This window comes from Euzebya tangerina (genome assembly GCF_003074135.1).
Lineage (GTDB): Bacteria > Actinomycetota > Nitriliruptoria > Euzebyales > Euzebyaceae > Euzebya > Euzebya tangerina.
This window is the reverse complement of sequence record NZ_PPDK01000001.1, coordinates 2,964,435-2,987,427: the sequence shown is the minus strand read 5'-3', so window position 1 is coordinate 2,987,427 and position 22,993 is coordinate 2,964,435. Positions and strand designations below refer to the sequence as shown.

Sequence of the window (22,993 nt, the reverse complement as noted above, 5' to 3'; positions counted from 1 at the left end):
GCACGCTGATCTGCGGCAAGGGCCACAACCCTCGCACGTTCCGCCTCGGGCAGCAGCGCCCCTGCGGCGGCGAGCGCGTCAGCACGCCAACGACCGCTTCCACACGTCCTCAAGCCGACCCCGAGGCCGTTCTCGTGTGAGCCAGGTGTGAGCCAAGCGGGCCTACCAAACACAAAACCGCAGGTCAGATGGGATAACTGAGGGGAGTCGGTCTGTAAGCCGGATTCTGTAATCGACGACCATCTGTCTGGGACCACCGTTGCCGGTGGCCTCGTGCGGCCTACCCGATGCTCGGCGGGTCACCTGCAAGCGCATCTGCTCGGCCTTGCTCCGGACGGGGTTTACCTGGCCACCGACGTCGCCGCCGATGCCGGTGCGCTCTTACCGCACCCTTTCACCCTTACCCGCTGCCGAAGGGACTTCGGCCCGCTGGCGGTCTGCTCTCTGTTGCACGTGCCGCGCATCACTGCGCCTGGGTGTTACCCAGCGTCCTACCCTGAGGAGTCCGGACTTTCCTCGACACCGTCTGGCGATGCCGCGGTCGTCCGACCAACTCCCCTCAGCACCGCTCACTGTACGCCGGGCGGGTCCGCAGTCCAACCCGGACGATCCGACCGATCTGGTCAACTGGTCGTCGGACACCCCACCAGGTCCGGCACACTCCGAGGGTGATCGACACCTCATCGGACTTCGGTCCTGCGCCGCTGGACGCCCCGGCGGTGTACCCGGGGCGCTGGCCCGGCGGGCCGGTGGAGGTCACCCACGATCAGGTCGTTCCGCTCCGACGCCCCCTCGACCCGCTGCAGAAGATGGGCCGCACCCCGGTGCTGGCGATCGGCTCCAACGCCTGCCCGGCCCAACTGCAGCGCAAGAGCCTCGGCGACCTCGTCTACCTGACTCCGGTGACGATCCGCAACCACGTGATCGTCTATGCCGGCCACCTCACGCGCTACGGCGCGGTGCCGGCAACGCCGATGCGCTGGGCCGGCGCGCGATCGGAGGTGTTCATCGCTTGGCTCACCCAGGGCCAGCAGATCACGATGGACCAGAGTGAGAACGGCAACTACCAGCCGGTCCTGATTCCCACGGAGGCCGGACCCATGGCGGCGTACCGGGCGGTCACCGGGATCCTCCAGGACGACGCAGGACACGCGATCCGACTCGCCTCCGTGACCACCCACGGGCCGAACCTGCCGCGGGCGATGACGCAGGCCGAGGTCCAGGATCAGGTCAAGGGATCACAAACTCTTACCCTCCGGTGACACCAAGCCCAGCCGCATGGGTAACACTGATTCCATGGCCACGGCAACCCTCGAGATCTACCGCACGGAGTCCGGCTCCGTGTACGAGGTTGCCGACGGACGGGTCCGCCGGGCCGCCACCTCTCGAATCGGCGAGGTCGATCAGTGGCAGCCCTACGTCGCCATCAACCGCATCCCCGCCGCCCTGTTCACGCCGGGCACCGCCGGCGAAGTCCTCGAGATCCTCCTCGAGTCCGGCCAACGGATCTACACGTCACGGTTGATCCCGCCGGGATAGCGCTCACAGGGGTGGCTCGTCCCACTCCCACTCGGTGCCCTCCCGCGTGTCCTTCACGCTCACCCCGTCGGCGTCCATGTGGTCGCGGATGTGGTCGGCCACCTCGTAGGCCTTCTTGGACCGTGCGTCGTCGCGGACGTGGAGCAAGGTCTCGATCAGCGGGCTGACCAGCTGGCGGTGATCATGCATGCCCTCCGCGGCGAGGACCCCGAGCCGGGTGATCATGCCGCGCAGTTGCGCCACCGCACGGTCCATCTCGTCGGAGTCCAGCGAGTCGCCCGACCAGTCCCGGATCAACGCCTGGGTGTCCAGGGTCGCCGCGACCGCCTCGTCGGCGTCCCGATCCACGAGCGCCCGGTCGAACCGAGTTCGGAGATCCGCCAACTGCTCCACCATGGGTGAGGAGGCTGCGCCGACGGCAAGCTCCGGTGACGCGGCTGGCGCTCCACCCTGGGACGTCGATGCACCCCCGGTGCCCGCGCCAGCGTCGTCGGGTGCGCTGCCCATCCAGGCCGAGGCGACGTCCGCAGCCGGCACGGAGGTCCCGGCCGGGATGGTCAGCATGATCTGGCCGCGGTACCGGACGTAGGCGGCACCGCGCCCCTCGACCGACACCGTGTCCCCCTCGATGATCAGTGCGGTGTGCTCGTCGACGCCGAGGATCCAGGTCCCCTCGGGCAACTCCCCCTCCAGCATCCTCAGTCGCCGCTCCCCGAGGTAGCAGAAGCGCGTGTCGTGGGTTCCACCTTCGGCGTTGTCGAAGTGGGGGATGACCACACACGGCCAGCTCACCGCCGCGTTGACCAGGTCCAGCCCGTCGACCCAGTGGGCATCCTGCCCGGCCTTGTACACCTCGTAGACGGGGATGGCGTGGGATCCGCCGGTCACCGCCGCCGCGGAGGCGAGGACGACGGTGCCGCCAGCCTCGAACACCTCGACCATGGCGTCCCGCACGGGTGCCGCCGACCACTGGCGCAACGCGTACGTCGGACTCCCCGGACCAGCGAACAGCCAGGTCGATTGCCGGATCGCGTCGAGGCGCCGCTCGCGCTCGGCGCCGCCCAAGGACTCCACATCGGCCAGGTCGATGAGCTCGACGTCCTGCTCGACGTTGTGGGAGAAGTACTGCTGGGCCTTGGCCGTGATCTCCCCGGCGTTCTCCTGGAAGCCGTATGGCGTGTTCAGCAGGCGGGCGGTCGGCGCTCGTCCCGTTCGTTCGGCAACGGCCGCGAGCAGCCGCTTGTGGGTCGTCACCATGGTCGGGGTCGTCTCCCCCGAACCCATCAGCACCAGCGCGCCGGTCATGCGGGCACGATGATGGATCCGCACTGCTGGCAGTACGCCAGGGAGGTCTTGGCCGTGTCCTTGATCTCCTCCAACTCGATCGCCGTCAGGTCCAATTGACAGCCGGTGCACATGCGGTTCTCGAGGCGGGCCACCACCCGGCGTCCCTGTCGCTTGGTGCGCAGCGACTCGTACGCCTCGACCAGCTTGGGCCGCAGCAGGTCTGCCTCCGCCTGCCGTCGGTCGTGCAGCTCCGCGAGCTCGGCGTCGAGCTCCCGCGAGGCTTCGTCCCGCTTGTCCGTGAGGTCGACGATCTGGTCGGCCAACTCCTGCTTCCGGGCGGTCAACTCCTCGACGACGGCGGCGATGTCCTCGGACTGCTGCATGATCTCGAGTAGTGAGTCCTCGATGTCGTTCTTGGTGTCGTGGGCCCTGGCGATCTGCTCACGGAGCGCCTGGAGCTCGCGCTCACTGGTGATCTGACCCGAGTAGATCTGGCTCTCGGAGTGCTTCCTCGCCTCGTTCGCCGTCTCGATCCGCTGCTCGTGCTTCCGGGCCTCCTTGGCCAGGCGGTCCTGCTTGGTCGTGGCGTCCACCAGATCCACGCCGACGTTCTTGTGGGTCTCGACGTGCAGGTCGAGGGTCTGCTGTTCGGGGAGGTTGGCGCGCTTGTGCTCGAGGCGGCGGATCTGCTGGTCGGTGTCGGCCAGGACGAGGAGTTGGGCCTGATCCTCGGGTGAGGCGTTCATGCGTCGGTGCTCCAATCGGTCCACGGGTCGGTGCTGACGGTCGAGCGATGCAGCGGTGCGGTCAACGACAACAGCGTACGGATCGATTCAAGCCGTTCGAGCACCACGTCCATGGTGGAGTTCTCGGTGGCGAAGTGCCCGGCATCGATGACCGCAAGCCCCATCGTGCGGGCGTCGAGTGTGACGTGGTGCTTGAGGTCTCCGGTGATGAAGAGGTCGACGGTTGGGGTGCCCGCCGGGTCGATCAGGCTGGGGATCATGCTGTCTCCGGCGCCCCCGCAGATGGCGACCTCGCTCACCCAGGTGGTCGCGTCGGCCGCGGCCAGCCGGAGGTGTGGCGATGGCAGCTGGGTCCGCAACGTCTCGGCGATGTCAGCCAACGTTCGCGGTTCGGGCAGCCGACCCCGGCGTCCCAGGCCCTTCGCCCCATCAGCGAAGGCGTCCAGTCGACCCTGCGACGAGGTGGCGGTCGTGCGCAGCGGGACGACGTCGTAGGCGACCTCCTCGTAGGGATGCGCATCGATGAGCTCCTGCACGACCACGTCGACCTCGCCGGCTCGCAGGACCATCTCGATGCGGTTCTCGGCCACCTCCTCGGTCTCGCCGACCTCGCCGATGGCGGGAGAGGCACCCTCACCTGGTGTGAATCGACCGGTGCCGGGTGCGACGAACGCGCAGCCCGAGTACTCGCCGATCTGACCGGCACCGGCACTGCTCATGGCGTCGATCACCGCATCGGTTGCGGCCGCCGGGACGAAGGTGACCAGCTTCATGGGCGCATCGGCGGCGGCGGCCGGCAGTGGCTGGATGGGGCGGGTGTCGACCAAGCCGAGGATCCGCGCGACCGGATGGGACGTTCCATCTCCCGCACTGTCCACGTTGGTGTGCGCCGCGAGCACCGCGCAGCCCTGTCGCGCCGCTCGGAGGGCCAGTCGACCGGCAGCCGTGGCACCCGTCAACCGCTCCAGCGGAGCGAAGAGCAGCGGGTGGTGCGCGATGATCAGATCAGCGCCCAGCTGGGCGGCCTCATCCAGTACCGCATCGGTCACGTCGAGGGTCACCAGGACCCCGGTGACGCGGTCACGCCTCGCCTCCCCCACGTGGAGGCCGACGGCGTCCCAGCCAGCCGCGTCGGCCGGGGGGTAGGCGGTGTCCAGGGCGGCGATCCACTGGTGCAGCCCATCGCCGGGAGGGTCACCAGGATCGGGGCGATCGGCGTGCGCGCGGGGTCGGACGGCCATCGTTGGCGTGATCCTAGCGACCACCGATCTAGCCTGCCTCCAGGTGCTGTTCCCCACCATCGAGTTCGCGATCTTCTTCGTCGTCGTGCTGACGACGTCATGGTTCTTGATGCCTCGCCGACTGCGGTGGAAGCTGTTCATGCTCACCGCCTCCTACGTCTTCTACGGCTGGTGGAACGCCCGGTACGTCCTGCTCCTGGTGGGCGTCACGCTGATCAACCACTTCGGGGCGACGGCGATCTCACGGATGCGGGCCGGTCGCGGTCGGCGACTGGTCCTGGCGGCCACGATCACCGCGGACCTGTCGATCCTGGCCTACTTCAAGTACTACGGCTTCTTCGTCTCCTCCCTGACCAACGCCCTGCGCTCGATCGGGGTCGAGCCACCCCTGCCACTCCTGCAGATCGTGTTGCCGGTCGGCGTCTCGTTCTTCACCTTCCAGGCCATCAGCTACGTCGTGGACGTCCACCGGGGCGACACCCGGGCGGTCCCGCTGCTCGACACCGCCGTCTACCTCTCCTTCTTCCCCCAACTGGTGGCCGGACCGATCGTTCGTGCCCGCGAGCTGGTGCCGCAGCTCCGCAGACCGCAGGACCCTCGAAACGTCGACGCCGGACGTGGGTTCTGGCTGATCGCCGCCGGGATGTTCAAGAAGGTGGTGATCGCAAACCTCCTGGCCACCGAGCTGGTGGACCGTGTCTTCGCCAACCCCGACCGGTTCAATGCGGTGGAGCTGTGGCTGGCCATGTACGGCTACGCCGTCCAGATCTACGCGGACTTCTCGGGCTACACCGACATCGCCATCGGCGTCGCGCTGCTGCTGGGGTTTACCTTCCCCGACAACTTCGACCGGCCGTACGCTGCCGTGACGCTGCAGGAGTTCTGGCGCCGCTGGCACATGACGCTGTCGCGGTGGCTCCGGGACTACCTCTACATCCCGTTGGGCGGGTCGCACGGGTCGAAGCTCGCGACCGAGCGGAACCTGATGATCACGATGCTCCTGGGCGGCCTGTGGCACGGTGCGGCGTGGAACTTCGTGTTCTGGGGCGCCGTCCACGGCGGCTGGCAGGTCCTGGAGCGGCGTGGCGTGCTGTTCGGCGGCTACGCACCACCGACACGGCGAGATCGGGTACTCCGGGCGCTGATCACCTTCCACGTCGTCTGCTTCGCCTGGATCTTCTTCCGTGCCGAGTCGTTCGGCCGGGCGTGGACCTTCCTCGGCCGGATGGTCACCGGCTGGACGTCGGCCCCGGCGCTGGACCCTGGCGTACCGGTCTGGTGGCTGGTGGTCGCGATCGTCGTGCCGCTGATCGCCCAGCTGACGCCCGGCGACATCGGCGAGCGGTTCATGGCCCTGTTCAGCCGCCGCAGTGCCCTGTTCCAGGGTGTGGCGCTGGCGGGGTTCCTGGTCGTGGTGGAGACGCTCGGCCCGGTCGGCGTGGCGCCCTTCATCTACTTCCAGTTCTAGCCATCAGCCGGCAGGATGTGAAACGGAAGGCTGTCGAACGCCGGGACCGTGCGGAAGTGGCGTTGGTCCAGCGTCAACACCTGGTTGGTTCGATACCGCTGGGACAGGACCACGATCGAGGCGTCGGCGATGCCCAGGTTCAGATCCCGGTGTTGGGCCGCCACGTCAGCGGCCGCCGCCACATCAAGCGCTCCGAACTCCGTCAGCTCGTATGCCCCTTCGGCCACGTCCTCCAGGAGCGCCAGCTCAGCGTCGACCCCGGCATGTCGGGACACCAGGTAGTCCAGCTCGGCCAGTACGAAGGGCGAGAGCAGCAGGGGTGGCTCCGCCGCCTCGAGCACCGCTCGACACGCATCGTGATCCCGTTGATCCGTGAACATCGCGGCCAGCAGGCCGCTGGTGTCCACGAGGATCACCGACCGAAGCCCTCCTCCAAGAGATCGTCCACACGGCGGGCGGCGTCCGGATCACCGAGGGGCTCGTTGACCAGCGGCAGCGTCGGCGGCCGGCGTCGGGGTCGGCTCACGTGGTTGCTGATCGCGACTCGGATGACCTCTGCCTCCGATCGCCCCTCCAGGTCAGCCACCAGCGCGAGCTGACGCTTCAGCTCATCTGGCAGGTACACCGTCGTCTTGATCATGCCATACAAACTACCACCCAACCGTCCCGCCCATCCACGGTCCACATACCGCCGGGCCGGGTAGGGGCGCCGTATGACCATCCCTGAACTCCTCGGCTCCTCCTGGTCGCAGCTGGCCGCCGTCGTCATCGCAACGGTGGGCGTGTTCGCCGCGATCATCGCCGCAACCCGACTGCTGGGCCTGCGGTCCTTCGCGAAGATGTCCTCCTTCGACTTCGCGGCGACGGTGGCCATCGGGTCGATCTTCGCCGCAACCGCGACCGGGAGTGCCAGCCTGGCCGCCGGCGCACTGGCGGTCGCCGTGGTGTACGCCTCCCAGGGCATTATCGCCAAGCTCAGGCACCGCCCCCCGGGTGCGGTCTTCGACAACACCCCGACGATGCTGATGGTCGAGGGCGAGTTGCTGCGCGACAACCTCCGCCGCAGCGGGGTCACCGAGGCAGACGTCATGGCCAAGCTGCGCGAGGCCAACGTCCTACGCATGGAGCAGGTCAGGTACGTCATCCTCGAGGCGACGGGCGATGTCTCCGTCCTCCACAGCGACGGCCCTGACGCGACGGTCGACCAGGAGCTGATCGGCGGGGTCGCCGGCATGGAGACGATCGACCGACGGTAGGGCGGGCGGAACCCGTCGGACCGCCCCGGCGTTGTCGGAGCACGATGACCGATGTTCCCAGACGTTCACCGCTCACCCGGGGGTGGCGTGTCCACACTGGTCGCATGCCCGTTCGCGTGTCCTTCCTGCTCCTCGTCCTCGCCGTCATCGCGGCGGCCTGCACCCCTGCTGACACCGATGACGACGCAGCGGGCGGCGCCGACGACGTGGCAGCGGAGGCCGAGGGCGGCGACGTGGATGAGGCCACTGACGAGGCCCAGACCGAGCCAGCCGAGACGGAACCGGACGAGACCGGACAGACCGAAGACCCATCTGCCGAGATCAGTTCAACCAGCTTCCCGCCCGCGCCCCCGACACCCGAGGGTCCCGTCGACGCCGACACGCAGGCGGCGCTCGAGGTGATCATGGACAACCCCGGCTCACCCGACCGTGACGCCGTGGCCGCGCTGGGCCGCAGCGAGGACCCGCGGGTGCTGTGGGTCCTGTCCGACCTGATCCGGTTCTCCTTCCAGGAGTTCGACTACCGCGCCGCCACCGACGCCGCCACGGAACTGTCCGGACTGGACCTCGACGAACTGGATGACTTCAGCTGGGGCCCCCTCACCGATCATCTGATCGCGTGGGACCTGCCTGACTTCCCCGGCTACGTCGAGGTGAAGCGGGCCATCTTCACCTCCTTCGAGGACGGATGGGAGCCCTTCTTCGATGACGACGATTCCAACATCGACTGGCGTCTGACCTCGTGGGGCGGCGTTCGGATCGATGACCGACCACTCGGCGAGTCACCGCAGGGCTGCCCCGAGGGGTGCATCCCCTCCCTCGACGAACCCGAGCTCACCCCCGCGGAGGAAGGCTCCTGGTACCCCGACGACGGGATCGTGTTCGGCGTGCAGATCGGCGATGAGACCGTGGCCTTCCCGAGGAACATCATGGAGGTCCACGAGATGGTGAACGCCACCATCGGTGGACGTCGGATCGCGATGCCGTACTGCACGCTCTGCGGAGCCGCGCAGGTGTTCTTCACGGACACCGAGGGCGGCGGCAACGGGGACATCGTGATGCGCACCTCGGGTCTGCTGCGGCGCTCCAACAAGGTGATGTTCGACCTCACCACCGACAGCGTCTTCGACACCTTCACCGGCGAGGCGATCAGCGGACCACTCCTGGACGAGGGGATGGTCCTCGAGCAGGCCACGGTCGTCACCAGCACCTGGGCCGAGTGGCGTGCGGCGCACCCCGACACGACCATCGTCGCCTCCGACGGTGGGATCGGCCGGACCTACCCGCTGGACCCGCTCCGTGGGCGGGACGACGACGGTCCGATCTTCCCGATCGGTGAGACCGACGATCGGCTCGGCGTCCAGGACCAGGTGGTCGGGATCATCCTGCCGGACGGAACTCCCGTGGCCTTCCCGGCCGAGGCGGCGCGCACCGCGCTGGACGATGGCGAAGCTGTGAGCGAGGGCGGGGTCACGTTGGCCACGGATGGGGCGGGCCTGACCGCCGAGTTCGAGGGCGAGGCCGTCCCATCCCACCAGGCCTTCTGGTTCGCCTGGAGCCAGTTCCACCCCGACACGCTGCTGTGGGAGGCCTAGCTGACCTAGCGAGCGCAGCCGTCGAGCAGTAGCCGTCGGGCAATCCGGGTACGAACGGGGTATGGCTACCAAGATCCGAGTCTGGCTGAACGACGACCGAACCGAGATACACCACGCCGACTCCGGCAGCGTCGAGGGCATGCAGAGCGCTGGGGCAGACGGAGCCACGGACTGCGGGCGATCCGGGCATCTCAGCCTGGTCCACCACGAGAACGTGGACATGGGCAAGCTGTGCGCCGGCTGCCTGGCCGTGAGCGGCACGCGGCCAGCCCTGGAGGGCAACAGCTACGGGCCTGTGTAGCAATACTGGCAGCACGCTGTCGATCGGCCTTCGTCGGCTCCGTCCTCGTTGGTGATCGCCCGCTCCGGGCGTCACCACCCAACGAGACAGGAGCAGACCATGACACACGACACCGCGGTGCACGGCACCATCAGCTACTTCGAGATCCCCGCGGCCGACGCCGAGCAGGCCAAGACGTTCTACGCCGATCTCTTCGGCTGGACGTTCTCCCCCGGCAACGCGCCCGGGTACGCCATGATCGACGGCGGTGGCACCCAGGCTGGCTTGGCCGGCGCCGACGCCTCAACCAGCCCCCGGCTGTTCTTCACCGTGGAGGACATGGACGCGGCCCGTGCCCGCGTCACACATCTCGGTGGGACCGCGGCTGAGCCCATCGCCATCCCAGCAGGTCGGTTCGCTCGGTGCACCGACGACCAGGGCGTCACCTTCACGCTGTGGGAGGATGCGTCGTGAGCGGGCTTCTGCGTGGCAAGACCATCGCCGTCGTCGCTGCAACCGGCGCCATCGGCTCGGCGACGACGGTCGAACTGGCAGCCCAGGGTGCCCACGTCGTCGCCATGGCTCGGCACCAGCACAAGCTGGACCGACTGCTCTCGGAACTCCCCGACGACGCCCAGGTCACCGCGATGGTGCTGGACGCGACGGACGAGAAGTCGGTCCAGCAGGCCTTCGACGAGGTGGCCCACGACCACGGGCTCGATGGGACGTTCAATGCCGTCGGGGCGGCGCCGGCCGAGCTCGGCTATCCCGCCCGCGCCCATGAGACGGATCTGGCCACCTTCATGAAGCCACTGGAGCTCATCGTCGGCTCGACCTTCCTGACGTCCCGGACGGCGGCCTCACTGATGGCCCAGAACGGGGGCGGCGCCGTCGTCACCCTCTCGGCGACCCTCTCCGGCGGGGCGTTCGGCTTCATGGCCAACATCTCCGCCGTCTGCGGCGCCGTCGAGGCGCTCACGCGGTCCCTGTCCGGCGAGTACGGGCCAGCTGGCGTGCGCATCAACTGCCTTCGGGGCGATGCCATGCCCGAGACGACGACGATCCAGGCGACCGCAGCTGGACAGGCCCGGCTGCTCGGCCTGTCGCCGGAGGAGTTCCAGATGCCCCCCGGCCCCTCCGGACGTCCGACGACCACCGCGGAGACGGCCGCCGCCGCGGCGTTCCTGCTCTCCGACGCTGCGCGTGGTCTGGCCAGCCAGACGCTGACGGTCTCCGACACCCCACGTATGGGAGGCTGAGGGGCATGCACTACATGCTGTTGCTGACCGGCGATCCGAGTCGCTGGGACAACCCGCCCGTCGTGGAACCCGACAACGTCATCGACGACTGGGTGGAGATGACTGAGGCGCTGGCCGACGCGGGAGTCCTCCTCGGCGGTGATGCGCTGGACGCATCGGACACCGCCACAACCGTCAGACGTCAGGACGCGGATCGCCTGCTGACCGACGGCCCGTTCGCCGAGACGACCGAGATGCTGATCGGGTACTACCTGATCGACGTCGACGATCTCGACGCTGCCGTCGCGTGGGCCGAGCGGATGCCCAACATCCGCTACGGCGCCGTCGAGATCCGTCCAGTCCGGCAGAGCCCGGCGTCGGGCAATCTTGCGCTCTGATGGTCCAGGTTGGGTTCTGATGGGCACCGCAGCGGTCGGCAGCGAGTTGGCACACGCCTTCGCCGCCGACCGCGCGGCTGTCCTCGGCGCCGTGCTGCGCAGGACCGGGGACCTCCAACTGGCCGAGGATGCCGTTCAGGAGGCCTTCGCTGCCGCACTGCGCAGTTGGGGTCGGGACGGCGTCCCGGACGACCCGCGTGGGTGGCTGACCACGACGGCGTGGCGCAAGGCAATCGACCGGATGCGGGCCGAGGGCGCTGCCCGGCAACGGGCGGAGCGAGTTGGGATCGACCGATCGCAGGAGACCATCGAGACCGTCGATGTCTCCTCGGCCGAGGACGACCTGCTGGTCCTGGTGCTGGCGTGCGCCCACCCGGCATTGTCCCACCAGGCCGGCACCGTCCTGACGCTGCGGAGCGTCCTGGACGTACCCACCGAGGCCATCGGCCACCTCTTCGGCGTCTCCACCGCGGCGATGGCCCAGCAGATCGTCCGGGCCAAGCGGAAGATACGGCAGGCCGGCATCCGCCCCGCCGTTCCCGAGCCCGCCGAGATCCCGGAGCGGCTGACCACCGCGAGGTCCGTCATCCACCTGCTGCTGACGCACGGACACGCCGCTCGCCGTGGAGACACGGCAACTGATCTAGGCGTGCTGCGTGAGGCGCTCTGGCTGGCACGGGAGCTGCACCACGTGGTCCCGGCCGATGACGAGACCCGCGCGCTGCTGGCGCTGACCCTGTTCACAGTTGCGCGCGCCCCAGCTCGGGTGGCTGCAGACGGGTCGGCGGTGCTGCTGCAGGACCAGGATCGGACCCGGTGGGATCACGAGCTCATTGCGGAAGGCCAGGACCTGCTCGCCAGCGTCCCACCGCTGTCGGCGGGCGGGTCCTACCGACTCGAGGCGCTGATCGCCGCCGAGCACTGCACCGCACCGTCGCCGGAGGAGACCAACTGGGTCCGACTTGCGGCCCTGCACGGCGCGCTCGTGGCGCGTCTTCCCTCCCCCGCCGCCCGGGTTGCTCACGCCGTGGCGGTGGGAGAGGCGGACGGACCGCACGCCGGGCTCCGCCTGCTGGCGCACCTGGCGACGGAGGAGGAGGTCGAGGACATGGCGATCTTCCACGCCGCCGCAGGCCGACTGTTGCGGACGGCGGGGGAGGCACAGGCAGCCGACGAGGCCGACCGGCGGGCGCGCGAGGCGACCACCAACCCGGCCCACCGGACCGCCATGCTCCGCGCCGCCCGACGGGCACAGCCGCCCGCACGGCCACCGACGTCCTGACTGGGGACCGCTGTCGACCCGGGGAGCAGCTCAGCGGACCGAGAGTCCGTTCAGGACTCGGCGGACACCAGCGCCTGTGCCGCCGCCAGATCCGGTGGGAGCGGCTCGGTCAGATCCACCTGGGCACCCGTGACCGGATGGTCGAAGGCCAGCCGTCGGGCGTGCAGCGCCTGCCGCTCGAGCCCCAAGTCGGCCGCCAGCGACGGCGACCCGTTGTAGAGGAGGTCGCCGGCCACGGGTCGGCCGATGGCCCGTAGGTGGACGCGCACCTGATGGGTCCGCCCGGTGTCCAGGGTCACCCGCAACTCCGCGGTGTCCGACGAGACCCCTCCGGTGGCGCGGTGCACCGCCAGGGTGTCGTAGTGCGTCCGCGACTCCCGGCCGCCGTCGCCGGTGGTGAAGGCCGTCCGGTTGGAGGTGGATCGAACGATCGGCGCGTCGATCGTCGCGGCCGGCGGGTCAGGCCAGCCCTCCACCAGGGTCCAGTACTCACGGTGGACGTCGTGCGCCTTGAACACCTCCCGCAGCCGCTCGAGCGCATCCATCGAGGAGGCAACCACCAGCAGGCCACTGGTCCCACGATCCAACCGGTGGACGATGCCCGGCCGCCCCGACCCGTCATCGGCCAGCGGCACCCCCTGAGCCTCGAGCGCAGCCACCAAGGTCGGACCACGGACGCCGGCTCCGTCGTGCACCACCAGATCCGCCGGCTTGGCCACCACCGCGATGTCCTGGTCGGCGAACCGGATCTCCACTTTGGGTGGCGGCTGAGGCGCCGGTTGCGGTGGGGCCGGCGGCGAGAGCACGACCTCGCTCCCCGCCACGACCGACAGCGACTTCTGGGCCGGCGCGTCGTCCACCAGCACCCGGCCCTCGGCGATCAGCCGCTGGATACGCGATCGGGACATCCCGGTCTGACCGGCGAGCACGACGTCCAGCCGTGCCCCCGCCTCCTCGGCCGTGACCGTCCACACGACAGGCTCGTCGCCGGCCACAGCCGCTACTGGTCGGAGGGCAGCAGCGGCGTGGAGCTGCTCTCGGAATCCTCGGCCGCACGCTCGGCTTCCCCGTCGGACTCAGCCAAGGCCTCCTCGCCTTCGGCCAGCACCGCCGGATCAGGCATTGCCGCCTCTCGCCGCTCCAGCAACACCATGAACAGCAGGACCAACCCGGCGCCCACCGTGATGCCGATGTCGGCGACGTTGAAGACCGGGAAGCTCTCCAGCGGCGGGAAGTCGAGGTCGATCATGTCGACGACCGCACCGTCGCGAAAGATCCGGTCGAGCGCGTTGCCGATCGCACCACCGACCACCAGGCCGTAGGCGCCGGCCAGCCGCACCGACGGCGTGTCCGGCAGTGCTCGGGCCACCAGTGTGACGACCAACACGGTGACGGTCACGAACAGCCACGGCAGCCGGATCGGCAACGAGAACGCCGCCCCGGTGTTGTAGACCAGCCGCAGGACGACGGGTCCGAGGTCGTCCGGCGCGCCATCGCTGTAGGCCCGGACCGCCAGCAGCTTTGTCGCCTGGTCGAGCACGACCCACACGATCGACACCACGATCGTCGTGGCGTAGATCAAGCTGCGGCTGGGGGCATCTCGGGGGACGGAAACCATGGTGGAACCACCGAGTCTGCCATGCCGGATACCGGCAGCCGACAGTACGCTGCGGCCCATGCCTGGCTCCACATCGGGCGGTGGTTCGCCGCTCCTCCCCCGTCGACGCACGATCGGTGCCTCGCCCGATGCCCATGTGGTGTCGGCTGCCGGTGAACCCCGCTGGGTCCGAGACCTGGCGGGTTGGGTGCCCCAGCCACCACGGACCCCGGTGGGCCGGATCGTGGCCCTCATCTGGGCCCTCCCCCCCACCGTCGGTGGCCTGATCCTCGGCGTGCTGTCCGGCGTGCGGCCACGCGTCGAGCACGGCGTCCTGCTCTTCGCCGGCGTTCGCGGCGCTGTCGGCTTCGGTCTGAAGCGTGGTGGCTACGCCGCCACCACCCTGGGCCATGTGGTGTTGACCCGGTCGACAGCGCCGTCTGATCACCTGCTGGCCCACGAGCTTGCGCACACCCGGCAGGCAGAACGGTTCGGGCCGCTCATGGGGCCGCTGTACTACTACCTCCTGGCTCGATACGGCTACACCAGGCACCCGATGGAGCGAGCGGCCCGACGCGCGGGGCGCGCCGCCCGACGAGAGGGCCAGACCCCCGCGGCGTGAGACGGCTCAGGCCGCCGGTGGCGGCGGCGGGGGCGGCGGTGCGCCCTGTGGCCCTGGTGCGGGCTTGGCCTTGGGCGGCGCTGCAGGGGGTGCGGGGGGTGCCCACCCCGTGGACGGCGCGGGCGGCGGGGCTGCTGGCGCAGGGGGTGGCGTCGGCGCCGACGGTCGCTCGGACGGCTTCGCAGGCGCCGCCGGCGGCTTGAAGACGGCCTCGTCGATCGTCTGCTCCTGAGCGGACTGAGCAGCGGGGGCGGAGGCCGCGGGAGCGGGGCTCTCTGCCGGACGGGTGCTGGTCGGGGATGCCTGGCTCGCGGGTACGGTGTCGTCGCGACGCAGGACCTCGTCAGCCTGACCTTGGCCCTCCGACCAGGCAGCACCCTTCCAGGTCGCGGCGGAGCCGGGCTCGTCCCCAGCGACCGTGGCGGAGCGCAGTGGCTTCCCTCGACGTCGTCCCTGCACCCACGCGATCATGAGGAAGAGCGCACCGAGCAACGCCGCCGCGATCGAGGCGTAGAGGACTGAGGTCTCCTCGGTGACGTAGCCCACCCCAAGCGCAATTGCGGCTGCCACGACGCAGATCAAGCTGATGATGATCATGGTGGCCAGAGCGTAGCCGGAGTGACTTACATCTCTCCGTGTCGGAGCTCGATCAGGTCGATGTCATTCGCCGGCGAACCGGCAGGCTCGTCGTCGTCTTCCGGCGTCTCCCGCGATGCGGGGCCGGCAGCCCGATCGCCGGTCCCCGAACCGGCCGCCTCGTCGGGACTGGGGACCACGGACAGGTTCCGACCGCTGAAGCCGGCCCGGATGGACGCAGCCGAATCCAGCGACTGCATCAGGTCCGCTGGCGGGTGGGAGGTCGCGGCGGCCGCGTTGAGGATGGAGAGCTGCTCAGTGAGAGCATCCCGCAGCACAGTGGCGAACCGCTCGCGCCGCTCGGTCAGCTGTCGGGCAGCCGCCAACGCCTCGTCGAGCGCCGCAGTTGCCTGTGTCTCGGCCGCGGTCGCGTGTTGGTCCGCCACCTCGAGCCGTTGCCGGGCGTCGTGCGCGGCGTCCTGCAACATCTGCTGCGCCTCGACGCGAAGCCGGGTGGTCTCGTCCTCGACTTCGGCGACGAGCGCGTCACGGTGTGTCTCCGCTTCGGCCCTCACCCGGGCGGCGTAGTCGTCGGCCGCCGACTCGGTGATCCGGCGGTACTCGTCGGCCTCGATGACCTGCGCCGCCGCGTGGTCATCAGCCTGGCCACGGGTCACCGTTGCATACTCATCGGCTTCGGTCCGGACGCGATCGGCGTACTCGTCTGCGCCCGTGCGCGTGTCACTGGCGTAGGCGTCGGCAGGGCCGGTGATCTCGGCCGCATAGGAGTCGGCGTTCGAGCGGGTCTCTGCCGCGTAGTGGTCCGCCTCGACCGTGACCGTGGTGACGTAGTCGTCGGCTTCGGCCCGGGCCCGCCGGACCTGCTCCTCGGCGTCGACCACCATGAACTCCGCCTGAAGCCGGGCGTCTTCGACGGCCTGTGCCGCGACCGATCGTGCGTCATCGATGGTGCGCTGCGCCTCCGCCCGCGCGTTCTCGGTGAGGTTGGTCATCTCCTGGGCGACCAGCTGGCGTTCGTGGTCCACCTCTTCGCCCGCCCGGGCCAGCATCGCGGCAGCCTGCTCGGATGCGTGGTTCTCGATGGCCGCCGCCTCGGCCTCGGCGGTCTGACGGATCTGGTCGACCTCCGCACGCGCGGCCGCGACGAGGTCGGCCGCCTCGGTCTGTGCGGCGGCGACGATCTGGCCGGCGATCTCTTCCTCGGCCCGGCGACGCTGGTCCAGCTCGTCCTGCTGCTCCCGTGCGGACCGCTCGGCGTCCAGCCGGACCTGCTCCATGGTCCGCGCGGCTTCGTCTTGCGCGGCCGTGACGGTCCGCTCTGCCTCGTCCCGCGCCGCCAGGACCAGTCGCTCTGCCTCGCGCCGGGCTGCGTCGACGGTCTCGGTGGCCGTGGCGGCGGCCGTGCTCCGGGTTGCTTCCGCGTCCTCCCGAGCCTTGTCGACCATCGCGGTCGCCTCGCGGCGTGCGTCGGTGCGCAACTTCTGCGCGTCCGCGCGCGCGGGGTCGGTGATGGCGCTGGCTTCGACTCGGGCCGTGGCCTCGATGTCCCTGGCCTTCGTGCGGGCCTCGTCCAGGGCGCGCTCGGCGACCGCCTTGGCCTCCTGCACCGTCGCGTCGGCCGTCCGCTGAGCTGTGATCAGGGTCCGCTTGAGCAGCTTCTCGGCTTCGAGGGCCTCACCCGCCGCCGACTCGACCCGTGAGATGCGCGTCGATGCATGCGCTTCGGCGGCAGCCATTCGCTGCTGCGCCTCGGCAACCCGGTCCTCGGCGAGTGTTATGGCATCCCGGGCGTGCCGGTCCGCATCTTCCAAGCGTCGCTGCAGTGCCTCGTTGTCGCGCTTGAGCTCTTCGATGGTGTCCACGACACGATCGAGGAACGAGTTCACATCATCACGGTGGTAGCCGCGGAACTCGGTCTCAAATTCCTGTCGCTCGATATCCTCCGGTGACAGGCTCATGGGGGCGTACTCCTGGGTGTGGTGTCACCTGCAGATGAGGCCCTGCAGGATGTTCACCCCCAAGAACAACACAATAATGCTCAAATCCAATGCAACCGCTCCCATTCGGACGGGAGGAATTACCTTTCTGAGGGGCTCGACGGCCCACTCGGTGGTGGTCCGGGAGAACTTCTCGACCGGCATGAGAGGCTCCGGTGGCCGGGGGATCCAGCTGAAGATCACGCGGACGATCAACAGGATCAGGAAGATCGTGAGCAGCGGACACACGATCACCGAGATCAATTCCACGGCGGGTCGCTCCCGTCACGGCAGCTGTCGCGCACTACTGCACCAGGCCGCGTTCCCGCAGCCGGTCCATCTCCGTGACCGCCACGTCGGTGTCGGCGGGGATCAGCAGGAACACGCGGTCACCAGCACGTTCGATGCCGCCGTCAAGCCCGAAGATGAGGCCGGAGGCGAAGTCGAGCAGCCGCTTGGCGACCCCCTCGCTCGCGCCCTGGAGGTTCATCAGCACCGGCACGCCGTGGCGGAACTGCTCGCCAACCTCCTCGACGTCGTTGAACGCCGTGGGGCTGGTCACGTGGACGTGATCGACGATGCTCGGGCCGGACGGCTCCGGCTCGCGTGGTGTGTCCGCCGCGGTCGAGCCCGTCGCGCCGATGACGTTGACGGTTCCGGACGGCTGGGCGGGCGGCGGCGTGGCTGCCGGGCCTGCCGGCACGCCACCGTCATCCGCGGTGGGGATCCGGCGGACGTTGGACGGCTCCGGTCGTGAGGCAGCCGCAGCGGGTGTCTGCGGAGCTGTGGCCGACGGAGGCAGATCCCCGTAGTCGTCGTCGTACTGCTCGACGATGCCGAGGAAGTGCAGTGTCTTCTTCAACAGGTCATTGGCCATCAGATTGCCCTTTCGGTGTACCAGTGCGCGCCACCATAGTTGGAGCGGATTGGAATGGTGTCATGTCCTACTCGCCTACTCCTCCCGGGGACCGAACAGCGCCGTCCCGACACGAATCAGCGTGGCTCCGTTACGGATCGCGGACTCGAAGTCCGCTGACATGCCCATGGAGAGGTGGAGGACCTCCGGGAAGTTCCGTCGGAGGTCGTCGCGCAGCGACCGCATCCGACTGAAGGCCTGATCCGGGTCGGCGTCCAGCGCGGGGATGGTCATCAGGCCCTGCACGCTGATGCCTGGCATCTCGCGGACGGCGGCGACGGCGTGATGGGTCTCCTCCGGGCTGAACCCGCCCTTGGCCGGGTCGTCTGAGATGTTGACCTGGATCAGCACCCGTTGGACCCGACCCTCGGCGGCACTCGGTTCGGCGATGGCCGTCGCCAGCGACATGCGGTCCACGGAGTGGATCAGGGTGGCACGGCCGCGCACGAGGTCGACCTTGTTGCGCTGCAAGCGACCCACGAAGTGCCAGCGCACACCCAGAGGCGGATCGGCCTCGAGTCTGGCGTCGAGTGCCTGCGGACGGCTCTCGCCGAAGTCCAGCTGTCCGGCCTGCTTCGCCGCCCGGATGTGGTCATCGGGAAAGGTCTTGGAGACCGCCACCAGTGTGATCCCGCTGGGGGAACGTCCGGCGCGCTCGGCGGCGGCGGCGACCCGCGACCGGACGTCGGTCAGCCGGGCGGTGATGTCGTCCGTGATCACGACTGCCCTGCCGCGTCGTGCACGATCCGGCGCACGATGACGCCGGCCTGTCGGCCCGCCGGCCGTCGTTCCACCTCACCACTGGCGCGATGGGAGAACCAGCGGCCACCGCCGTCGCAGCGCGTGCAGCCACCCGCCCGCCGGATGTCGGTCACGCCGGTGTCGCGGAGCTGCCGGGTGACCCCCTCGACCAGGTCCAACGACGGGGTTCCCCAGGTGGTCAGTCCCGCTGTTCCGGGAACCGCCGCCTCGACTTCCTCGGCCAGCGATTCCGGTACCTCGTAGCAGCAGCCGCCGATGGCGGGACCGATGATCGCCGTGACGGGTGCGGTACCTGCGTTCGGCAGGGAGCGGAGCCGTCCCACCACGCTGGCCGCGATGCCGGCAACCGTCCCCGCCCGTCCCGAGTGGGCCGCGGCCACGCCGGCCTCGCAGGCGAGCAGCACCGGTACGCAGTCCGCCACCAGGACGCCGAGCGCCCGTCCCGGCCGGGCCGTGACCAGCCCGTCCGCGGTGGGCGGCTCGACCGGGTCGGTGCTGACCGGCCCCGGCTCCACCACGGTGTCCTGGTGGACCTGCCGCATCCAGGCGATGTGATGGGCCTCGACTCCGACCTCCTGCGCCAGCCGAGCGCGGCTGGCGGTGTGGTCGCCAACCCCGACCGACGCCGACATGGTGCCGGTCGTCGCGTCGGAGAAGGCGTAGGCCACCGCGTCCAGCAGCTCCCCGGTCAGGGGAGCTGCTGGCAGCGTGTCACCGGGGGAAGACGGTGATCGTGTGGTGGTCATGGGGAAGAGACCAAGAGGCTGGGCCGTGGTGGTTGTGGGGAGTGGTGCTGCCTACCGCCGGAGGAAGGACGGGATGTCGAGGTCGTCGTCGGCCGGCTCCGGGCTTGGCCGTGCCGGCTCCGCCGCCGGTGCCGGCGCACGGAACACGTCGTCCTCATCGTCGTCGTCCTCCAGGATCGACGGCAGCGGTGGCGGCGACTCGACCCGGACCGTTCGACCGAAGTCGGGGCGGGGAGCCTCGCGCACCGGGCGGAGGTGACTGACGCTGGCGGCAGCCTGCCCGGACATCTGCGTGGGAGCCTGCTGCTGCTTCGCGGTCGGGCTGTCGTTGAAGCCGGCCGCGATCACGGTGACCTTGACCTCGTCACCCAGCGAGTCGTCGATGACGGTCCCGAAGATGATGTTGCCCTCGGGGTCGGCGTGATCCTGGACGGCGGCTGCAGCCTGGTTGACCTCGTGCAGTCCCAGGTCCGAACCACCAGCGATGGTCAGCAGCACACCACGGGCGCCGTCCATCGAGGCTTCGAGGAGGGGTGAGGAGATCGCCATCTCCGCCGCCTGACGGGCACGACCCTCACCACGGGCCTTGCCGACGCCCATCGTCGCGGAGCCCGCGTCACGCATGACGGTCGAGACGTCGGCGAAGTCGGTGTTGATCAGGCCCGGCGTGGTGATCAGGTCGGTGATGCCCTGGACGCCGTGGAGGAGGACGTCATCCGCAAGTCGGAAGGCCTCCAGCATCGAGGTCTCGGTGTCGCTGACCTCGAGCAGACGGTCGTTGGGGATGACGATCAGTGTGTCGACGGCGGCCGCGAGACGGTCCACGCCGTGCTCGGCCTGCATCGCCCGCCGCTTGCCCTCGAAGCTGAACGGCCGGGTCACCACACCGATGGTGAGGGCACCCAGACCCTTGGCGATGTCGGCCACGATCGGCGCACCTCCGGTGCCGGTCCCACCCCCTTCCCCGGCGGTCACGAAGACCATGTCGGCGCCCTTGAGGACCTCCTCGATCTCGTCGCGGTGCTCTTCTGCTGCCTTCTCCCCCACCTCGGGGTTCGAGCCGGCGCCGAGCCCGCGGGTGAGCTCGCGTCCGACGTCCAACTTGACGTCGGCGTCGGACATGAGCAGGGCTTGGGCGTCGGTGTTCACCGCAATGAACTCCACGCCCTTGAGCCCAGCTTCGATCATCCGGTTGACGGCGTTGACACCGCCACCGCCGATGCCCACCACCTTGATGACAGCCAGGTAGTTCTGGGGTGCGGCCACTGACGTTTCTCCTAGTTTCAGACCCTAACCCTCAACTAGAGGGTTATAGTTATGTAAACCTCGTTACTTGACAGACCTTACTGACCGGTGACGAGGTCGTCAACTTGCCCTGCTGAACAGGACGTCCGGCCGCGCCGAGATCAGGTCTGGATGACGGGACGGTCGGGGATGCGGACGTCAAGTCCGGCCGGCGTGAGACCGCGGGCGCGCACCTCGTCGATGAGGGCGCCCAGCGCAGCCGCCTTGCGGTCCATGTCGGTGGCACGGCCGAGGTGGGCCGTGAACTCCAGCGCCTCACCGCCTGCGGTCGGGATGCGCATCAGCACGTCCACCTCTCCACGAGGGCCGGGCGTGGCCGCTCCCATCGCCGTGTCGGCTGCGGCGTGGTAGGACACGATCCACTGCCGGAGCCCGACCGGCATGGCCGCGGCGATGGCTGCGGCGTTGCGGACGGACGGCATGGCGACCTGGTCGCCGACCACGGGCGCCTGCACCATCGTGACGGTGGGCAACGCGGCAGCATCGGTCGACATCGACGCGGGCCGTCCGTCCGGAGCCACCGCCTCGACGACAACTCCGGCCTCGTCGACCAGGTACCGGGTGTCCTCCACCACTGCCGACACGACCGGTGTGGCCACGGCCACCCTGACCTCCAGGGTGTCGGGCAGGTGGCGACGCACGACCACACCCGACGTCCACGGCAGGCTGTCGATCGCTGCCGTGACGGCCGCGAGGTCGAGGTCGAACGCGTTGGTGCCCTGGGTGCCCTCGAGGACCCCGGCCAGTGCGGCGGCCTGGGTCGGCTCCACACCCCGCAGCGCGACGGTGTGGATGTCGAACAGCGGCGACCGAGTCGTGCCGTAGCTGACGAGGCCGGCAACGGCCACGCCGAGGACGAGCAGCGTGATGCGCATCTCCCGCCGTCGGCGCACGCGGGCTGCGGCCTCAGCCCGTGCCCGGATTCTAGGATGAGCGGTCCTGGCGACCGGCGTCTGGACCAGCCCGGCGACGCGCAGCGCCCGCATCGACAGCAGCGACCGCTGCCGGGTCGCCGGGGGGATGACGGGGGTGGTGGCCGATCTGGCAGTGGCCGGCCGGGGCCGCATCCTCGGCTCGAGCCGGCGGGCTGGGGGGTTTACCAACCCGAGGAAGCTCAGGGCTCTGAGCAGCAGCGTGCGGTTCAGGGGGGCAGGAAACGCTGGGGAAGAAGCGCTCACGGTTAGACCTCCGGGTCGAAATCACCGATCAGGACGACCTCAGTGTTGAGGACGATGTCGAATTCTCGTCGGACCTCCCGCTGCACATGTCGGATGATCGCGTACACGTCAGCGGCCCGTGCACCCGGTTCGGTCGTGATGAAGTTGGCGTGTTTGTGACTGATCACGGCCCCGCCGACCCGATGGCCCTTCAAGCCCAGCGCATCGATCAGTCGGCCGGCCGAGTCGCCGGGAGGGTTGCGGAACACACTGCCGCAGGAGGGCTGGTTGATCGGCTGGTGGTCGCGACGCCACTGCCGCATCTCAGCCATGTCGGCGGCCAGCGGCTCCGGCTCGACCAGCGGCAGGCGGACCAAGCTGTCGAGCACGATGACGTCGTCGGGGAGCGCGGTGTGCCGATACGTCATCGCCAGCTCCTCCGCGGAGATCGTGCGGGTGGTGCCGTCCGTCATCGACAGGACGGTCGCGGAGACCAGCACATCGGCCATCTGTCCGCCGTGGGCCCCGGCGTTCATCCGGACTGCACCGCCGACCGTGCCGGGAATGGCCACGGCGAAGGCCATGCCGCCCAGTCCCAGCCGTTCCAGCGCGACGGCGAGCACCGGCATGGGTTCGGCCCCGCCGAGCTGGACGGTCGCCGGGGTGTCGGGCGCGGCCCCCGGGGTCAGGACCTCCACGCCGCGCAGGCCACGACCCAGCACGATGGCCACACCGGGCCAGCCCTCGTCGGCGACCAGCATGTTGGAACCGCGGCCGATGATGAGCCACGGCACCGCATGGCCGCGGCAGACGTCGGCTATCGCTCGGAGGTCATCTACGCTCTCCGCTCGGGCCAGCAGCGCAGCGGACCCGCCGACCTTCAGCGTGGTCCGGTCGGCCAGCGGCGCTGCGCGGGTGGTCTCCCCGTTCAGGGCGGTCTCGAGGAGGCCGATCCAGTCCGTCCCGGTCGAGGAGGTGCTCACAG

The 22,993-nt window shown here is 69.5% G+C and carries 27 protein-coding genes and 1 other RNA gene; 11 read left to right on the top strand and 17 right to left on the bottom strand.

Translation table 11 applies throughout. From position 1 onward, the window contains the following. Positions 1 to 199: 199 nt before the first annotated feature. Positions 200 to 557, bottom strand: an RNA gene (gene rnpB / locus C1746_RS13870) — RNase P RNA component class A. Between the two features lie 111 nt (positions 558 to 668). Between rnpB and C1746_RS13865 the strand changes: the two genes are divergently transcribed. After that, positions 669 to 1,262 (top strand): hypothetical protein, encoded by a 594-nt coding sequence (locus tag C1746_RS13865; protein ID WP_116715138.1) that lies wholly within the window; start codon positions 669 to 671, stop codon positions 1,260 to 1,262. Between the two features lie 34 nt (positions 1,263 to 1,296). Continuing rightward, positions 1,297 to 1,539: a hypothetical protein gene (locus C1746_RS13860; protein WP_116715137.1), complete on the top strand. Its 243-nt coding sequence runs from the start codon at positions 1,297 to 1,299 to the stop codon at positions 1,537 to 1,539. A 3-nt stretch (positions 1,540 to 1,542) separates the two neighbouring features. Here the strand turns inward: C1746_RS13860 and C1746_RS13855 are convergent, their stop codons facing one another. From C1746_RS13855 to C1746_RS13835, 3 genes are read right to left on the bottom strand one after another with little or no spacing between them, the layout of a single operon-like run. Beyond that, positions 1,543 to 2,844, bottom strand: a complete 1,302-nt coding sequence (locus C1746_RS13855; protein WP_162867739.1) for a hypothetical protein — start codon at positions 2,842 to 2,844, stop codon at positions 1,543 to 1,545. After that, entirely contained in the window at positions 2,841 to 3,572 is a 732-nt protein-coding gene (locus C1746_RS13840; protein WP_116715133.1) for a zinc ribbon domain-containing protein, read from the bottom strand. Before C1746_RS13840 ends, C1746_RS13855 begins: the two co-directional genes overlap by 4 nt. Continuing rightward, entirely contained in the window at positions 3,569 to 4,813 is a 1,245-nt protein-coding gene (locus tag C1746_RS13835; protein ID WP_162867738.1) for a Nif3-like dinuclear metal center hexameric protein, read from the bottom strand. Before C1746_RS13835 ends, C1746_RS13840 begins: the two co-directional genes overlap by 4 nt. Before the next feature lie 43 nt (positions 4,814 to 4,856). On the opposite strand from C1746_RS13835, the gene C1746_RS13830 reads away from it, so the two are divergent. Beyond that, positions 4,857 to 6,281: an MBOAT family O-acyltransferase gene (locus C1746_RS13830; RefSeq protein WP_116715720.1), complete on the top strand. Its 1,425-nt coding sequence runs from the start codon at positions 4,857 to 4,859 to the stop codon at positions 6,279 to 6,281. On the opposite strand, the gene C1746_RS13825 is transcribed toward C1746_RS13830, so the two are convergent. Further along, positions 6,278 to 6,697 (bottom strand): type II toxin-antitoxin system VapC family toxin, encoded by a 420-nt coding sequence (locus tag C1746_RS13825; RefSeq protein ID WP_116715132.1) that lies wholly within the window; start codon positions 6,695 to 6,697, stop codon positions 6,278 to 6,280. The genes C1746_RS13830 and C1746_RS13825 overlap by 4 nt on opposite strands. After that, the gene (locus tag C1746_RS23000) at positions 6,694 to 6,921 is read right to left on the bottom strand and encodes a ribbon-helix-helix domain-containing protein (RefSeq protein ID WP_116715131.1); all 228 of its coding nucleotides are present in this window, start codon (positions 6,919 to 6,921) and stop codon (positions 6,694 to 6,696) included. The genes C1746_RS13825 and C1746_RS23000 overlap by 4 nt, the downstream gene beginning before the upstream one ends. A gap of 73 nt (positions 6,922 to 6,994) precedes the next feature. Between C1746_RS23000 and C1746_RS13815 the strand changes: the two genes are divergently transcribed. The 7 genes from C1746_RS13815 to C1746_RS13785 all read left to right on the top strand — a co-directional run bounded on the left by C1746_RS13815 (position 6,995) and on the right by C1746_RS13785 (position 12,330). After that, positions 6,995 to 7,537, top strand: a complete 543-nt coding sequence (locus tag C1746_RS13815; protein WP_116715130.1) for a DUF421 domain-containing protein — start codon at positions 6,995 to 6,997, stop codon at positions 7,535 to 7,537. A 104-nt stretch (positions 7,538 to 7,641) separates the two neighbouring features. Then, positions 7,642 to 9,132: a DUF3179 domain-containing (seleno)protein gene (locus C1746_RS13810; protein WP_116715129.1), complete on the top strand. Its 1,491-nt coding sequence runs from the start codon at positions 7,642 to 7,644 to the stop codon at positions 9,130 to 9,132. 61 nt (positions 9,133 to 9,193) lie between these two features. Then, on the top strand, positions 9,194 to 9,433 hold the full coding sequence (locus tag C1746_RS13805; protein ID WP_116715128.1) for a hypothetical protein: 240 nt from the start codon (positions 9,194 to 9,196) through the stop codon (positions 9,431 to 9,433). Positions 9,434 to 9,532: 99 nt separating this feature from the next. Then, positions 9,533 to 9,886, top strand: coding sequence for a VOC family protein (locus tag C1746_RS13800; protein WP_116715127.1), 354 nt, complete (start codon positions 9,533 to 9,535; stop codon positions 9,884 to 9,886). Then, a complete protein-coding gene (locus tag C1746_RS13795; protein WP_162867737.1) occupies positions 9,883 to 10,671 on the top strand; it encodes an SDR family NAD(P)-dependent oxidoreductase in 789 nt (262 codons plus the stop codon). Before C1746_RS13800 ends, C1746_RS13795 begins: the two co-directional genes overlap by 4 nt. Positions 10,672 to 10,676: 5 nt before the next feature. Further along, a complete protein-coding gene (locus C1746_RS13790; RefSeq protein WP_116715125.1) occupies positions 10,677 to 11,048 on the top strand; it encodes a YciI family protein in 372 nt (123 codons plus the stop codon). A 19-nt stretch (positions 11,049 to 11,067) separates the two neighbouring features. Beyond that, on the top strand, positions 11,068 to 12,330 hold the full coding sequence (locus C1746_RS13785; RefSeq protein WP_116715124.1) for an RNA polymerase sigma factor: 1,263 nt from the start codon (positions 11,068 to 11,070) through the stop codon (positions 12,328 to 12,330). 50 nt (positions 12,331 to 12,380) lie between these two features. On the opposite strand, the gene C1746_RS13780 is transcribed toward C1746_RS13785, so the two are convergent. Both C1746_RS13780 and lspA read right to left on the bottom strand, forming a co-directional pair. Further along, positions 12,381 to 13,325: an RluA family pseudouridine synthase gene (locus C1746_RS13780; RefSeq protein ID WP_205711852.1), complete on the bottom strand. Its 945-nt coding sequence runs from the start codon at positions 13,323 to 13,325 to the stop codon at positions 12,381 to 12,383. A 5-nt stretch (positions 13,326 to 13,330) separates the two neighbouring features. Then, on the bottom strand, positions 13,331 to 13,948 hold the full coding sequence (gene lspA / locus C1746_RS13775; protein WP_162867736.1) for a signal peptidase II: 618 nt from the start codon (positions 13,946 to 13,948) through the stop codon (positions 13,331 to 13,333). A 58-nt stretch (positions 13,949 to 14,006) separates the two neighbouring features. Here lspA and C1746_RS13770 point away from each other — a divergent pair, with 58 nt between their 5' ends. Next, complete coding sequence (locus C1746_RS13770; protein WP_162867735.1) at positions 14,007 to 14,549, top strand: eCIS core domain-containing protein; 543 nt, start codon at positions 14,007 to 14,009, stop codon at positions 14,547 to 14,549. 6 nt (positions 14,550 to 14,555) lie between these two features. On the opposite strand, the gene C1746_RS22100 is transcribed toward C1746_RS13770, so the two are convergent. The 9 genes from C1746_RS22100 to murB form a co-directional block, all read right to left on the bottom strand. Next, positions 14,556 to 15,146, bottom strand: a complete 591-nt coding sequence (locus tag C1746_RS22100) for a hypothetical protein (RefSeq protein ID WP_162867734.1) — start codon at positions 15,144 to 15,146, stop codon at positions 14,556 to 14,558. Positions 15,147 to 15,172: 26 nt separating this feature from the next. Then, positions 15,173 to 17,104, bottom strand: coding sequence for a DivIVA domain-containing protein (locus C1746_RS13760; RefSeq protein WP_116715120.1), 1,932 nt, complete (start codon positions 17,102 to 17,104; stop codon positions 15,173 to 15,175). A gap of 24 nt (positions 17,105 to 17,128) precedes the next feature. Then, entirely contained in the window at positions 17,129 to 17,392 is a 264-nt protein-coding gene (locus C1746_RS13755) for a YggT family protein (RefSeq protein WP_116715119.1), read from the bottom strand. A gap of 34 nt (positions 17,393 to 17,426) precedes the next feature. Further along, a complete protein-coding gene (locus tag C1746_RS13750) occupies positions 17,427 to 17,999 on the bottom strand; it encodes a cell division protein SepF (protein WP_116715118.1) in 573 nt (190 codons plus the stop codon). A gap of 75 nt (positions 18,000 to 18,074) precedes the next feature. Beyond that, the gene (locus tag C1746_RS13745; RefSeq protein ID WP_205711851.1) at positions 18,075 to 18,758 is read right to left on the bottom strand and encodes a YggS family pyridoxal phosphate-dependent enzyme; all 684 of its coding nucleotides are present in this window, start codon (positions 18,756 to 18,758) and stop codon (positions 18,075 to 18,077) included. Continuing rightward, positions 18,755 to 19,546 (bottom strand): purine nucleoside phosphorylase YfiH/LACC1 family protein, encoded by a 792-nt coding sequence (locus tag C1746_RS13740; protein WP_116715117.1) that lies wholly within the window; start codon positions 19,544 to 19,546, stop codon positions 18,755 to 18,757. The genes C1746_RS13745 and C1746_RS13740 overlap by 4 nt, the downstream gene beginning before the upstream one ends. A 51-nt stretch (positions 19,547 to 19,597) precedes the next feature. Continuing rightward, positions 19,598 to 20,812: a cell division protein FtsZ gene (gene ftsZ / locus C1746_RS13735; RefSeq protein WP_116715116.1), complete on the bottom strand. Its 1,215-nt coding sequence runs from the start codon at positions 20,810 to 20,812 to the stop codon at positions 19,598 to 19,600. 140 nt (positions 20,813 to 20,952) lie between these two features. Beyond that, positions 20,953 to 21,918: a cell division protein FtsQ/DivIB gene (locus C1746_RS13730; protein WP_116715115.1), complete on the bottom strand. Its 966-nt coding sequence runs from the start codon at positions 21,916 to 21,918 to the stop codon at positions 20,953 to 20,955. 113 nt (positions 21,919 to 22,031) lie between these two features. After that, positions 22,032 to 22,991, bottom strand: coding sequence for a UDP-N-acetylmuramate dehydrogenase (gene murB, locus C1746_RS13725; RefSeq protein WP_162867733.1), 960 nt, complete (start codon positions 22,989 to 22,991; stop codon positions 22,032 to 22,034). Positions 22,992 to 22,993: the final 2 nt, after the last annotated feature.

What these genes read in the sequence shown, in the direction of transcription:
- C1746_RS13860 (WP_116715137.1), top strand. Translation starts at nt 1,297, where the DNA reads ATGGCCACGGCAACCCTCGAGATCTACCGCACGGAGTCCGGCTCCGTG.
- C1746_RS13855 (WP_162867739.1), bottom strand. Translation starts at nt 2,844, where the DNA reads ATGACCGGCGCGCTGGTGCTGATGGGTTCGGGGGAGACGACCCCGACC.
- C1746_RS13840 (WP_116715133.1), bottom strand. Translation starts at nt 3,572, where the DNA reads ATGAACGCCTCACCCGAGGATCAGGCCCAACTCCTCGTCCTGGCCGAC.
- C1746_RS13835 (WP_162867738.1), bottom strand. Translation starts at nt 4,813, where the DNA reads ATGGCCGTCCGACCCCGCGCGCACGCCGATCGCCCCGATCCTGGTGAC.
- C1746_RS23000 (WP_116715131.1), bottom strand. Translation starts at nt 6,921, where the DNA reads ATGATCAAGACGACGGTGTACCTGCCAGATGAGCTGAAGCGTCAGCTC.
- C1746_RS13815 (WP_116715130.1), top strand. Translation starts at nt 6,995, where the DNA reads ATGACCATCCCTGAACTCCTCGGCTCCTCCTGGTCGCAGCTGGCCGCC.
- C1746_RS13810 (WP_116715129.1), top strand. Translation starts at nt 7,642, where the DNA reads ATGCCCGTTCGCGTGTCCTTCCTGCTCCTCGTCCTCGCCGTCATCGCG.
- C1746_RS13805 (WP_116715128.1), top strand. Translation starts at nt 9,194, where the DNA reads ATGGCTACCAAGATCCGAGTCTGGCTGAACGACGACCGAACCGAGATA.
- C1746_RS13800 (WP_116715127.1), top strand. Translation starts at nt 9,533, where the DNA reads ATGACACACGACACCGCGGTGCACGGCACCATCAGCTACTTCGAGATC.
- C1746_RS13790 (WP_116715125.1), top strand. Translation starts at nt 10,677, where the DNA reads ATGCACTACATGCTGTTGCTGACCGGCGATCCGAGTCGCTGGGACAAC.
- C1746_RS13785 (WP_116715124.1), top strand. Translation starts at nt 11,068, where the DNA reads ATGGGCACCGCAGCGGTCGGCAGCGAGTTGGCACACGCCTTCGCCGCC.
- lspA (WP_162867736.1), bottom strand. Translation starts at nt 13,948, where the DNA reads ATGGTTTCCGTCCCCCGAGATGCCCCCAGCCGCAGCTTGATCTACGCC.
- C1746_RS13770 (WP_162867735.1), top strand. Translation starts at nt 14,007, where the DNA reads ATGCCTGGCTCCACATCGGGCGGTGGTTCGCCGCTCCTCCCCCGTCGA.
- C1746_RS22100 (WP_162867734.1), bottom strand. Translation starts at nt 15,146, where the DNA reads ATGATCATCATCAGCTTGATCTGCGTCGTGGCAGCCGCAATTGCGCTT.
- C1746_RS13760 (WP_116715120.1), bottom strand. Translation starts at nt 17,104, where the DNA reads ATGAGCCTGTCACCGGAGGATATCGAGCGACAGGAATTTGAGACCGAG.
- C1746_RS13750 (WP_116715118.1), bottom strand. Translation starts at nt 17,999, where the DNA reads ATGGCCAATGACCTGTTGAAGAAGACACTGCACTTCCTCGGCATCGTC.
- C1746_RS13740 (WP_116715117.1), bottom strand. Translation starts at nt 19,546, where the DNA reads ATGACCACCACACGATCACCGTCTTCCCCCGGTGACACGCTGCCAGCA.
- C1746_RS13730 (WP_116715115.1), bottom strand. Translation starts at nt 21,918, where the DNA reads ATGCGGCCCCGGCCGGCCACTGCCAGATCGGCCACCACCCCCGTCATC.